This window comes from Bradyrhizobium sp. WSM3983 (genome assembly GCF_000473045.1).
Taxonomy (GTDB): Bacteria; Pseudomonadota; Alphaproteobacteria; order Rhizobiales; family Xanthobacteraceae; genus Bradyrhizobium.
This window is the reverse complement of record NZ_AXAY01000030.1, coordinates 18114-30576: the sequence shown is the minus strand read 5'-3', so window position 1 is coordinate 30576 and position 12463 is coordinate 18114. Positions and strand designations below refer to the sequence as shown.

Annotated in this window: 7 protein-coding genes and 2 pseudogenes; 4 read left to right on the top strand and 5 right to left on the bottom strand. The window is 57.7% G+C overall.

All coding sequences use genetic code 11. The features are described 5' to 3' along the window. Positions 1-241: 241 nt before the first annotated feature. Together YUA_RS0132190 and YUA_RS45665 are read left to right on the top strand one after the other, a co-directional pair. Positions 242-724, top strand: coding sequence for a MarR family winged helix-turn-helix transcriptional regulator (locus tag YUA_RS0132190; RefSeq protein ID WP_027534385.1), 483 nt, complete (start codon positions 242-244; stop codon positions 722-724). Between the two features lie 292 nt (positions 725-1016). Next, positions 1017-1846: pseudogene (locus YUA_RS45665) on the top strand (transposase). 211 nt (positions 1847-2057) lie between these two features. Here the strand turns inward: YUA_RS45665 and YUA_RS0132175 are convergent. The 3 genes from YUA_RS0132175 to YUA_RS0132155 all read right to left on the bottom strand — a co-directional run bounded on the left by YUA_RS0132175 (position 2058) and on the right by YUA_RS0132155 (position 6706). Further along, positions 2058-3155, bottom strand: coding sequence for a S9 family peptidase (locus YUA_RS0132175; protein ID WP_027534384.1), 1098 nt, complete (start codon positions 3153-3155; stop codon positions 2058-2060). Positions 3156-3780: 625 nt separating this feature from the next. Next, the gene (locus tag YUA_RS0132160; protein WP_027534383.1) at positions 3781-5181 is read right to left on the bottom strand and encodes an aminotransferase; all 1401 of its coding nucleotides are present in this window, start codon (positions 5179-5181) and stop codon (positions 3781-3783) included. A gap of 10 nt (positions 5182-5191) precedes the next feature. After that, a complete protein-coding gene (locus YUA_RS0132155; RefSeq protein ID WP_051383485.1) occupies positions 5192-6706 on the bottom strand; it encodes an NAD-dependent succinate-semialdehyde dehydrogenase in 1515 nt (504 codons plus the stop codon). Positions 6707-6860: 154 nt separating this feature from the next. Here YUA_RS0132155 and YUA_RS0132150 point away from each other — a divergent pair, with 154 nt between their 5' ends. Together YUA_RS0132150 and YUA_RS48980 are read left to right on the top strand one after the other, a co-directional pair. Further along, positions 6861-7337: an Lrp/AsnC family transcriptional regulator gene (locus YUA_RS0132150; protein ID WP_027534381.1), complete on the top strand. Its 477-nt coding sequence runs from the start codon at positions 6861-6863 to the stop codon at positions 7335-7337. Positions 7338-7981: 644 nt separating this feature from the next. Then, positions 7982-8988 (top strand): annotated as a pseudogene (locus YUA_RS48980) (MFS transporter); the annotation flags it as partial. Positions 8989-9276: 288 nt separating this feature from the next. On the opposite strand, the gene YUA_RS0132125 reads toward YUA_RS48980, so the two are convergent. Both YUA_RS0132125 and YUA_RS0132120 read right to left on the bottom strand, forming a co-directional pair. Beyond that, on the bottom strand, positions 9277-10347 hold the full coding sequence (locus YUA_RS0132125; protein WP_084293004.1) for an IS630 family transposase: 1071 nt from the start codon (positions 10345-10347) through the stop codon (positions 9277-9279). Positions 10348-10454: 107 nt separating this feature from the next. Further along, on the bottom strand, positions 10455-12455 hold the full coding sequence (locus YUA_RS0132120; RefSeq protein ID WP_027534377.1) for a biotin carboxylase N-terminal domain-containing protein: 2001 nt from the start codon (positions 12453-12455) through the stop codon (positions 10455-10457). Positions 12456-12463 lie beyond the last annotated feature (8 nt).

Here is a 12463-nt window from a genome sequence, read left to right as displayed (position 1 = left end):
AAAATCGCGCAAAAAGATGGTCTTAGGGACGGGCCCTGCTGCTATTTGGAGGGCCTTACATGAATTCGGCGGATGGGCTTCCGAAATGATCCTAGTCATCCAATTGCATTGATCAATTGTCTTATTACATGGGGCCTATGCCTTGAGTGACCTTCCTTGACTAGCCGAAGGGGGGTACCTGTTACTTTGTGGGGCCATCGCGCGCGCGGTGATACTGAAGTTTTTTGGCGGAACGACCAAAATGACCGGGAAAGAACAGCTCGACAGAGCCGTTAGAGACTTCATCTGGAACATCGTCGAGATACACTCCCAGCTCGAGGAGATACACAAGCGCTGGGCTCAATTGTTAGGAATAACCGAACCGCAGTGGTTAATTCTAATGGCCATTGACGAGCTCGATGAGGGACGCGGGGTCTCGGGGATAGCCGTGGCGAATAAGCTACGGATACATCCAGCCTTTGTTACCAACCAAACCAAGAGATTAGAGAGCATGCAGTTTCTAACCCGCGTGCCTTCGCCCGACGACGCAAGATTTGTTCAGATGTCGTTGACTGAAAAGGCGCGTGCCGAAATTTCGAAATTATCAATCAAGAGAGAAGCCCTCAACTCCGCTATGTTTGATGGGCTAGACGAGGCGTCTGTTGACTACCTGAATAAGCGACTAGCCGCGATCAGGAAGAGTAGCCGATTGGCATCTCAAAAATTGAATATAGGTGTACTGTAGGAAACTAGGTTCACGAACGCCGAGATAGGCGGCGGAGTGCGTGTCAGAAGCGCGCGATTCGCAACAGGCGGTCGCGGCGCGCCTCTTGCAGCAGAGTGGAACCGAGGTCATGAGTTTTCGAGTCGTCCCGTGAACAAGCCTCTAAGCGATTGAGCGGGAGTCATGTTTTTGGATACGGAGGCATTTGAGATTGCAGCGATTTGGCGTGCTTGGGAACTCCAAACCTTGCAATTTCGTTTTGCGGATTCCCCGTCGTTGCGAGCTATGATTCTGTGGTGCATCGGAGGGGACGATGCGGCCGAAGAAGCGCAAGACGACGGGATCGAACGATCTGTTCCGGGCGCGGCTGGACCAGATCATGAATCTGAAGCACGAGCTGGTTCTGCTTGCCGGCAAGGTCGATTGAGACTGGATCGACGGCGAGATCGCGCCGCTCTATAGCGAGAACGGCCGGCCCGGCATCGAGACGCGCTTCATGATCGGGCTGCTGTTGCTCGGGCTGTCCGATGAGGGCGCGTGCGAGCGCTGAGTCCGCGACCCGTATTTCCAATTCTTCGGCGAAGAGTTCTCCCCAACGCGCCTTTCCGCACGAGCGCTCGGACCTGAGCCACTGGCGCAAGCGGCGGCGACAAGCTGGAACTGCTGTTGGCCGAGAGCCTTTGGGTGGAGCACGCGGCCGGCGCGTTACGCAGCCGGGACCTCAAACGGGTCACGGTCGACGCCACGGTGCAGCCCAAGGCCATCACCTTTCCGACCGATGCCAAGCTGCTGCATGCAGCGATCATGGGGCTCAGCCGCCTGGCGAGAAGGCACGGCATCAGGCTGCGACAATCCTACCGCGGCCACGACGCGCAAAATCCCCGCCGTGTCCTCATCTCCGGCCAGAGGCGCGGCGTCTTCGGCACCATCAAGCGTGAACTCCGCCGCCGCTCCGCCATTGAGCCCATCATCGGACACCTGAATGCCCAAGCTAATCTCGGCTGCCGCTACCTCAAAGGCCGTGTCGGCGATGCCGCCAACGCCATTCTCTCAGCTGTGGGCCACAACTTCCGCCGCATCCTCGCTTGGCTAAGGGCTTTTTTGGTACCTCATCCTGACAGCCCTCATCGCCGCCATCACTAACCAATCACTATCGGCTTCTTAACGGATGACTTTCGAGGGGGCCGGATTGCCTAGCGAAAAGCTTTTCCTCGGAGCTTTGTTCTAGTGGATCGCGCTGTGACAAAGTTCCTTAGGATACGTTCGATGCGTGGCGCTGGTAGTTGAGGCGTTGAGGCCCAAGGCGCGAACGCTCCTGTCACTGACCCAGCACGGGCTTCGAATCACGCCTTTGCTAGTGATCTCGTCCGATGATTTGATCGGGCTGGCCGATATTGGTAACGCAAGCTGAGCTGCATGCGAGCTTGTGCTCCAACCATCCGAAGATGGAATCATCGGAAGTTATGAAATTCTCAATCTCGCCCGCTGGGCTCCGAACTATCCGCGGCAGCGCCAAGTCAAGATCAGCCCCCGCCGCCAAGCAATCAGCCTGTAGTTGGGTCGCCTCCGAAAGGCTGACGATGCCCCGGCCGCCGGCGACCACGAGAATCGGGCATGTCAACTGGCGCGTCAATTGCGCGCGACGCGCCGACATTACATCGTCGACTACTCCATCTACATCGTTCGTGATCCAGCTGATTGCCGCACGAGTTCGAGCCCAATTCCAAAGACCACCGTCGCAGACCGCCGCAGCAATGCGGCGATCGGATGCAGCGAAAGCAGTTGCTAGAGCTGCCGACAAACCTTCCCCAAACACACCAATTCGAGCAGCATCAATGTCGGGTCGATTTGATAAGTAATCTAAACAGCAAGACAACAACTCCTCCGATTGCCCGCGCGATTGATGTGACACGTCGTCGTGAGAGATAACGAGAACCGACATGCGCCGACCAAACACCACGGGCAAGAGCCTTCCGAACAACGTGGGCCCTGTTTCCTTTTCCATACTGATGCAAATGATTGCCGGGACCGGCACATCGGGATCGCCAGCTGGCAAGTAATAGGCTAGGAGTTCGGCCTGATCGCAGGGTGCTATCTTTACCTGTTCTGTTTGGCGCACCAGAGACGATTTCAGCCTTTGAATGCCAACCTCGACTTTGACCGAAATCTCTGCGCTTTGTGTGTCTTCTTCGTCAGCTAACCGCCGGGCAACTTCGAAAGCAGTTAGCGCACAGAGCCATGCTTCGGTCGCCTCATCGAAGGCGCCGTTTTTGATATTTAAGTCCCCAAGAAGGCTTTGCTCATCTCCGATCTTTGTCCATCTGGCGATCCAGTTCTGCCGACCTATGGCCCCGGAGTTTTCCTCGACAGGTAGATTGTCCAGGAACGCTGCGGCGGCTCGCCTTGCGGACCAAAGATCGCCCCTTACATTACACCAACCAGCGTACTCCATTCGACTTGCCCCCTTGGTGCTGATCCTCCCCCTCCGGGTCAGCTAATCCGGTCGTTTGTGCGGAGATTCTGGGAGCAGCGCGATTATATCGGTAAGAATTGAGCTCTCAGACTTGGGCTTATCTCCATCTGCTGAAAATATTACGAGGCGCCGAAGGTCGAAGTTCCGCAACATAGCCGCCCGCAACTCCGAAATTCTGCGCTTGATTGCGGGCTTTTGCAGCGTTTCATATGATCAACCGTCATCTGATCGGCGCCTATATTCGCCGCCAAATGGAGGCTATTGCAATTCCAGCGCACAGGAATGCTGAATCGACCACGGATTGGCTGCCGGCGTGATCCGCATGGTTTGCATGTCGCTCAAAAAAGCGATCGCCCTAGATGGGCATCACCGTAATCCATGGTGACCACGAGCCCACCGTGCAGATAAGTCAAAGTCATGGCTAGGAACGCCATGCACTGCATCCCTCGCGGGAGGATTTTCGTCTCATCAACTGTTCGATCTTGCGTGACTTCTACCATCAGCGGGCTGCACGTCTATCGCGCCGCCCTTCTCAGGTGATGGCCGACTTCAAATGCTTGCCCAAGATCGGGTAAAAGATCCGCAGCGGCAAGCTAAATTCGTTTTAAGCGACAGCCGATTCTTTCGCGAGCTCGTCCATTACTTGCTTGGTCGCTCGATAAGCCAGATCAACAATCTCATCTATCTCAGCTTCGGATACGACGAGAGGCGGAGCAAAACCAAGAATGTCACCATGCGGCATTGCTCGTGCAATAAGCCCCCTATCACGAGCAGCCTTCGAGATGCGGGCGCCCACCTTGAGCTGGGGATCAAATCGCCGTTTAGTCTGACGATCGGCAACGAACTCGATCGCGCCGAGCAAGCCAACTCCTCGAACTTCCCCGACGATCTCCATCTGAGCGAACCGCTCCTTAAGTCGCTTCTGGAAGTGCGAGCCGACGAGCCTCGCGCGATCGCTCAATCGTTCCTTTTCGACGATATCGAGGACTGCGTTGGCTGCTGCGGCCGCAATCGGATGACCGGAATAGGTATATCCATGCGAAAATGCACCAACCCTATCCGCTGCTTCCTCCATGACCGCGTAAACCCTCTCACCGACAATGGCTCCCGAGAGCGGCACGTAGCCAGAGGTCAGGCCTTTGGCGACGGTCACTAGGTCTGGCTCGATCCCATACAGCGTACTGCCGAAGTCCGCGCCGGTTCGACCGAATCCACAAATCACTTCGTCGGCGATCAGAAGAACGTCGTAGCGCCTGAGCACGGCCTGAATTTCACGCCAATATCCGGTAGGAGGCGGTGTGATGCCGCCCGTACCTAGTACCGGTTCCGCAATGAAAGCACCAATCGTTTCCGGGCCCTCTCCCACGATCAGCTCTTCAAGCTCGGCTGCGCGCCGACGAGAAAAGGATTCCTCCGTCTCGCCTGACTCAGCGCCCCAGTAGTGGTGCGGTGCGCCCGTGTGCAGAATGCCCGGGAACGGAAGATCCATGTGATCATGGTAGAACGACATACCGGTCATCGAACCGGAAATGACTGAGCAGCCATGATAGCCGCGCTCGCGCGAAATGATCTTTTTCTTCTTAGGCTGACCACGTAAATTGTTATAATACCAGACGAGCTTCGCTTGGGTTTCGTTGGCGTCCGATCCCGATAGCCCGAAGAACACTTTGCTTGGCTTGCCGGGCGCCATTCGAACGAGTCGCTCCGACAGGGTCGCCAGCTCTTCAGTCGTGTGAGCGGCATATGTGTGGTAGTACGCTAATTTATAGGCCTGCCGTGCGATGGCCTCAGCCACTTCGGTCCGGCCGTATCCAATATTCACGCAGTACAGGCCAGCAAAGCCGTCGATGTAACTATGACCCTGCGCGTCTTCGATTCGGATGCCTTTCCCCCCTGCGACGATCGTGGGATCACCGATTTTGCCAGTCGCGAATTCCTTGAGCTGTGTAAAAGGATGCAGAACCGCCGAGCGATCTCGTTCAGCGATGGTTTTGATATCAATCATACCGATTCTCCTAAGCTGCCAAATCGCCGAAGCAGACGTATTTGAGTTCCATGTATTCCGCTAAGCCGTGCCGCGACCCTTCGCGACCAAGCCCGGATTGCTTCCATCCACCGAACGGAATAGGCGGGCCTGTGAATGACGTGGTATTGATACCCACCATGCCGCATTCTATCTGCTCAGAAAGGCGGAGCGCTCGACGCAGGCTATCTGTGTAGACGTACCCTGCCAGCCCCATTTCGCTAGTATTTGCTCGGGCGATGACCTCTTCTTCAGAATCGAACGGAAGTACAGCAGCGACCGGCCCAAATGTTTCCTCACGCGCAATGAGCATGTCTTCAGTGACGTCACTAAGCAGCGTCGGAAGAACGAAATTCGGGCCTAGACTGGCATTTGGATTTGCGGAAATAACCCGCGCTCCCTTTGTCACCGCATCTTCTATTTGGATCCTGCATTTCTTGGCGACCGACAACTTGGTCATTGGCCCGATATCTGTCGTAGGATCCAGACCGTGACCGACTTTGAGTTGAGCCATTGCCTCAGCAAATGTCTCAACGAAGGCATCGTAGATCCCTCTTTGCACGTAGATGCGGTTAGCGGCCAAACAATCCTGGCCCGACGTAGCGAATTTTGCAGCCACCGCCCCTTTGACAGCCTTCCCGAGATCCACGTCATCAAAGACAAGGAAGGGGGCGTGCCCCCCAAGTTCGAGCGACACCTTCTTTACTGTATCGGCCGCCCCCTCCAGAAGCAGACGCCCAACCTGGGTAGACCCGGTGAATGAAAGAGCTCGTATTCTTGTGTCGCGCAACAGAGGCGTTGAAAGCTCGATTGGATTGCCTACCACTACCTGAAACACACCGGCCGGAACGCCGGCTTCATCGGCCAATCTAGCCACGGCAAGAGCGGACAACGGCGTCTCGGGAGCAGGTTTCACAATCATCGGACAACCGGCCGCAAGGGCGGCTCCCGCCTTTCGTGTAATCATGGCAATAGGAAAGTTCCAGGGGGTGATTGCCGCCGCGACACCGATTGGCTGCATTCGCACTTGAAGCAGGCTTCCAGGCCTGTGGCTCGGGATCGTCTCTCCGTATGCGCGCTCCCCCTCCGCAGCAAACCACTCGAGGAACCCCGCTCCGTACGTAATTTCCTGGCGCGCCTCCGCGAGGGGCTTGCCCTGCTCGCTCGTCACCAGGACCGCAAGCTCTTCCGAATGGTCGAGCATCAATGACGCCCACGACCTAAGGATCGCCCCACGCCTTGCCGGCAACCATTCTCGCCATGCAACAAACGATCGCTCAGCTGCCGCGATCGCTAGAGTCATATCTATGGCAGAGCAACGAGCAACATCCGCGATCTGCTCCTCGGTGGCGGGATCAACCACAACGTCTCTTTGTTCGCCCGCGATCCAGCGGCCATCGATGAGTGCGGCCCCCGCTGCAAAATCCCGACGACGTAGATTCTGAAGGTGCCCGGCAGCAAGACCGACAAAATGGGGACTTTGGTGACGAATGGTTTGAAGGGCCATTTAGAAGTCTCAGCCGGTCAATTGTTGAAATTGCCTTTGCATTCAGGATACTGGTATCGCAAAGATATTTGCGTCGCATTTTCCCGCCATTCGGATGATTTCCTGCATCACATAGGATTTTGCGATGAAATTGACCTCTAGGCTGGAGACGACTATGCAGTATGACCGGATAGACGCCCGCATCCTCGAGATTGTGCAAAAAAACAACCGTCTAACCTCCGACGTGATCGGCGAGCTGGCGGGACTTTCCGCTACCGCGTGTCAACGACGACTGAAGAGGCTCCGTTCGGAAGGGATCATCGAGGCCGATGTCTCGATCGTTTCGGCGAAGGCGGTAGGAAGGCCTATTCAAATGCTTGTGCTAGTGAGCCTAGAGCGTGAGCGTTCAGACATAATCGATAAATTCAAGAAGGCCATCAAATCGTCCGTTGAAGTCGTCAATGGATTTTACGTCACCGGCGACGCCGACTTTGTCCTATACCTTACCGCGCGTACCATGGAAGATTATGAGCAGTTCACCCGGCGGTTCTTCTATGAGAACTCAGACATTAAGGGCTTCAAGACGATGGTCATCATGGACCGCGTAAAGGCGGGCTTTGCCATTCCAATCGAGGCTCCGTCCGAGGATTGATGCAGTGTCCCCTCCGTGGATCTATGCGTTCGCGCGCTTTTCCATCACTGCTTCGCATAAAACGCAGAAAACCTTCAGGGTCGCTCCCTTACTCTATGCCACTATCGAAGGAGATGAGAGTTCTCTTCAGATTGATGCTCGATCGATTAGGACCATGAGTATCGCGCTTCATTTGATTGCGTTGCCTCTCCACTCTGCGAAACCATCCCAAGAACAGGAACTCGGCATTTGAAGAGGCTCAGTTGAGATTCGGGTGATCGAACTAGTGGCCTCGTCTCGAACGACCGCGAGTCAATGCCATGCCCATCCGCTGGGCTAGCGGCATCAATTTCCAAAGCAGGACACGGGACATGATCGCGTCCCAGCCGGGCAATAGCGCTGCGATGTCAGCAGAATTCAGGCAGCAGGAGACGCCCCTAGCGCTCAGTCTCGTGGGCGAGAGATGATCTCGCGCGTGCGCGCAGGCAGCTGCGGATCACGAGGGATGCCTCAGGACGTTGGCGGACCTCATAAGGTTCTCGAACAAGCGTGCGCAAAACGGACGAGCCTGAAAAAGCACTTGCCCATTTTCGAGCGGTGAATTCTGTCTAGCCATCGCTGATGTGGTCCAGAATTAGATCATGGGAGGCTAGGCAGGAGCCGAGATGACGCATCAAGCCAAGCCCCTTCCATCCGGCACCGAGGGCGTCACGGCACCGTTGCACTATCCGACCTTCTGCCGCATCTGGTCTGCGAGCTTGTTCACCAATCTCGGCATCCTGATCCAGGGCGTCGGCGCGGCCTGGGCGATGACGCAGATCACATCTTCTGCCGACCAGGTTGCGCTGGTGCAGAAGGCGCTCATGCTGCCGGTAATGCTGATCGCGATCCCGGCCGGCGCCATTGCCGACATGCATGATCGTCGCATCGTGGGGCTGGTTGCGCTTTCAATTGAGCTTTGCGGCGCAACCGCACTGACCGTGCTCGCCTGGCTGGGTCTCACTATGCCGAATCTCTTGCCGGCACGCTGCTTTGCCGTCGGCAGCGGCATGGCGCTGATGGGACCCGCTTGGCAATCCGCAGTGAGCGAGCAGGTGTCCTCCGACGCACTGCCTGCGGCCGTCGCTGAACGGCATCAGCTACAATATCGCGCGCAGCGTGGGCCCGGCGGTCGGCGGCATGGTCGTTGCGGCGCCCGGCGCAGTGGCTGCGTTTGCGCTCAACGCACTGCTCTATCTGCCACTCATGCTCGCGCTTTTCTTGTGGAAACGCACTGCAGAACCTTGGCGTCTGCCTCCTGAAAAGCTTCGCCGCGCCATTGTTTCGGGCGTGCGCTACATCATCAATTCTCCTTCGATCAAGATCGTGCTGATCCGTTCCATGGTCACCGGCGTGATCGGCGGCGCGATCATTGCGCTGATGCCGCTGGTCGCGCAGCCCGTCATGACGGCCGCCGCACTGGTGTTGGCGGGCGCCCGTGTGGATGATGGCGTGGGTGCTATTTAGCATTGGCGTGCAGCTGTCCGCATCCCGCTGGGTAGCGGCCCGATCGCTCGCGGCCTATCAGGCCGTGAACTCGGGCGGGATTGCCGTCGGCAGCTGGGCTTGGGGCTATCTGACCGATTCCGCCGGGGTTGGCGCGGCGCTCCTGGTATCGGCAGCCTTGATGCTCGCCTAGCGAATGGTCTCGGACGAGTACCGTCCGTTTTTGTTGTAGACATTCGTCGGGCAATTGCCACCAATCGCGGAGCCATACGCTGGTCTGCATAACCTAGCCGAAAGAGACAGACGCGTCTTACGACATGCGGCTCAGGACGATACAAGAGATCTGTGTCACTCCAGAACGACGGAGCTGGAACGCTCCAGGCATCGGCTGGGGTCCGAGAGGCCTGCGTACCGGACCCGGGCAGATCTGGCTGACCTGGTGGCGATGTCGCTCCGAATCTCCTAGTACCCGGAATCATTGGTCCGCGAAACGGGCTTTGATGCGTTTCTGATGAACCTCGGACTTGGTCCAAACGAATGGCTTGGCGTTGGCGTTGTAGGCCTCGATGAAGGCGTCGATGTGGGCTCTGAGTTGTTTGACCGAGGTGAAGGATTCGCCGCTCAAGGACTTTCCCTGCAGGATCGAGAACCAGATTTCCACCTGGTTGAGCCAGGAGGCTCGGGTCGGCGTGAAGTGGAAGTGCACGTTTGGATGACGGCTGATCCAGCGGTCATTTTTAGGCTTGTGGGTATTGAGGTTGTCGAGCACGACGTGGATCGTCTTGCCGGGATTGGCGGCGACGACGCTGTTCATGAAGTCGAGGAATTCGACGCGCCGCCGGCGTGTCTTGTGAGCTGCCGTCACTTTGGCGGTGGCGACCTCAAAAGCGGCAAACAATGTCGAGGTGCCGTTGCGCTTGTAGTCGTGGCTATGGCCGGTCAGCGCCCGGCCGTTGGGGAACTTCAGATAGCCCTGCGCACGCTCCAGCGCCTGGATCGAAGGCCTTTCATCGACACAAATGACGATCGCATTCTCAGGCGGCGCCATGTAGAGCCCGACCACGTCGGCGGTCTTGGCGGCAAACTCCGGATCGTTGCTCTCGCACCACGACTTTCGCCCGGCAAGGTCGATTTTCTGGGCGCGCAGGAAACGCCACACATACTGTACATCGACGTCGCCGAGCGCGGCGGCCAACAACGGCCCCGTCCAGCGCCCATAGCCCTTGGGCGGCGGCCAATCCAACTGCGCCAGAATGCGCTTGTCCGTTGCTTCCGTGTACTTCGGCTCCGCGCCCCGATCGCCCGTCTCGTCGAGGCCGCCAAGCCGCCGCTCGGCGTAGCGCACTCGCCATTTCGAGGCCGTGCCGGTCGTGCAGCCGACCGCCCGGCCAATCGCGCGCGTGGCTACACCGTCCGCCGCCATCAGCACGATCCGGGCGCGCTGACGCATCTGGTGCTCCGTCTTCGTCGAGCGCGCCAAGCTTTCAAGCTCGGCACGCTCATCATTCGTAAGGCTAATCGCTGTCGCTTCAGGGATGCTGCTCATGCACCCTTGAATCACGACTCAACTTTCAGGAATAGTGGGTACTAGTTCGCGCTTTTCAATCGCAACGTGTTTTTCCCTGAAATTCCGTGAGTGGCTTAAAGGCACCGTTAGACCGTGACCGAATCCCGCTCGACGACGGCGACGACGGCGTTTCGCTCGACGGTATCGCCAGGCTTGAAGTGGACAGCGGTAACGATCCCATCCACCACGCTCGCGATGCGCAGCTCCATCTTCATGGATTCCATGACGATCGTCGCATCGCCCGCTTTCACGCGAGCGCCGACGGTGACGTTCACTTTCAGTACCACCCCCGTCATCGGGGCACGCAGTTCGCCGCTGATCTCGGGAGTCGTACCGAGGTAGCTCAAATAGGAAACTACACCTATCGCGTGCGCACGACGAGGATCGTGAACGTAGATGGCGTTGTCCTTCTGGACAATGCGTACGATCTCGCGACGTGAGTTTGCCGCGGCCATGAACCTGTCGTCGCCGAGCGCAGAGAGGCTCACTGAGACCTTAGCCTCGTTCACGCCGATTAACATCGAGCCGTCGGATTGCAGCGGTGCAAAGCGGATCTCCGCTCCCTTTCCAGCGCTCTCAAGATGCAGGATGGGGATCGGCGCCATTCCGTCGTTCTCCGCGGCCATGTACCAACCAGTCAACTCCCTCGACTGCCACGGTCCGTTGGATCCAGGCTGCCGCTGCCGCATCATCCAGAAATAGGCTCCCAACGCGAGCGCATCGATATCCAAATCATCGATCTCATTCGCAAGCGTATTAATCCCCTCATCGATGAGGCGCGTATGGAATGTGGCGCTTCTGGTCGCGGGGAACACGATCAGTCGCCTGAGGAACTCCCTATTCGTCGTGACGCCGAAAATCGACGTCTCATCGAGCGCTCGACGAAGCCGATCGAGTGCCTCGTCACGGGTGTCGGCATGCGCAATCAGCTTGGCAAGCATCGAATCGTAGTAGGGCGTAACGGTCGAACCGCTCTCGATGCCCGTTTCGACGCGGATGTCGCCGAAAGGAAAGCTGACGTAGGCAATCTCTCCAGTGGACGGCATGAAGCGATCGTTCGGATCTTCGGCGCAAATGCGTGCCTCGATCGCATGCCCACGGCACATCATCCTATCTTGTGCAATCGGCAGGCCTTCGCCGGCTGCGATACGGAGCATGTTCTCTACGATGTCTTGGCCAGTGACCATTTCGGTCACGGGATGCTCGACTTGGAGCCGAGGATTGACTTCAAGGAAATAATATTCGAGACCGCTGACCATGAACTCGACGGTGCCGACGCCGCGATACTTCAGCCGGTGGCCGAGTTGAACGGCATCCTCAAGGATGCGCTCGCGAAGCTTGGGCGGGAGATTGACGGCTGGCGCCTCCTCGATCAGCTTCTGATGGCGGCGCTGAAGCGAACATTCGCGTTCGAACAGATGAACGATATCGCCGTTGCCGTCTCCCGCAATCTGCACCTCGATGTGCCGGCCACGCTCGATCAGTCTTTCTACGATCAAGCTGGCACTACCAAAGGCATTTTTGGTCTCGTGCATCGCGGACTCGATTTCGTTCCGAAGTCCATCAAGCGATAAGATGGCCCGCATGCCCTTGCCGCCGCCGCCGGCTGCAGCCTTCAGGATGACGGGCAACTTGAGTTCGCGGACGGCGCGTTCGATTTCGGCGGGATCTTCGCTTTGAGTCTTGCTGCCGGGAACTATGGGGATGCCAGCCGCAGCGGCCTCCCGTTTCGCAGATGACTTGTCGCCGACGCGCTCAATGGTTTCCGCCGTTGGTCCAACGAACACCAGGCCGGCTGCTTCAACCGCACGCACGAACGCGGCATTCTCGGCCAGGAAGCCAAAACCCGGGTGAATGGCTTCGGCGCCAGTTGTCCTGGCGGCAGCAATCACGGCATCGATCCGCAGATAGCTTTCTGAAGTCGGCGGACCGCCGATCTCGACCGATTCACCGATAGTCTTCACATGCAAGGCGTCGGCATCCGCGGTGGAGTGCACGCCGGCAACCGCGACTCCAAGACGACGGCAGGTGCGCGCGATTCGGCACGCGATTTCGCCGCGGTTGGCGATCAGTATCTTGTTGAACACCGCGGGTC

Excerpts from the sequence above, each read along its gene's own strand:
- YUA_RS0132160 (WP_027534383.1), bottom strand. The coding sequence starts at position 5,181 with ATGATTGATATCAAAACCATCGCTGAACGAGATCGCTCGGCGGTTCTG.
- YUA_RS0132125 (WP_084293004.1), bottom strand. The coding sequence starts at position 10,347 with ATGAGCAGCATCCCTGAAGCGACAGCGATTAGCCTTACGAATGATGAG.
- YUA_RS0132175 (WP_027534384.1), bottom strand. The coding sequence starts at position 3,155 with ATGGAGTACGCTGGTTGGTGTAATGTAAGGGGCGATCTTTGGTCCGCA.
- YUA_RS0132155 (WP_051383485.1), bottom strand. The coding sequence starts at position 6,706 with ATGGCCCTTCAAACCATTCGTCACCAAAGTCCCCATTTTGTCGGTCTT.
- YUA_RS0132150 (WP_027534381.1), top strand. The coding sequence starts at position 6,861 with ATGCAGTATGACCGGATAGACGCCCGCATCCTCGAGATTGTGCAAAAA.
- YUA_RS0132190 (WP_027534385.1), top strand. The coding sequence starts at position 242 with ATGACCGGGAAAGAACAGCTCGACAGAGCCGTTAGAGACTTCATCTGG.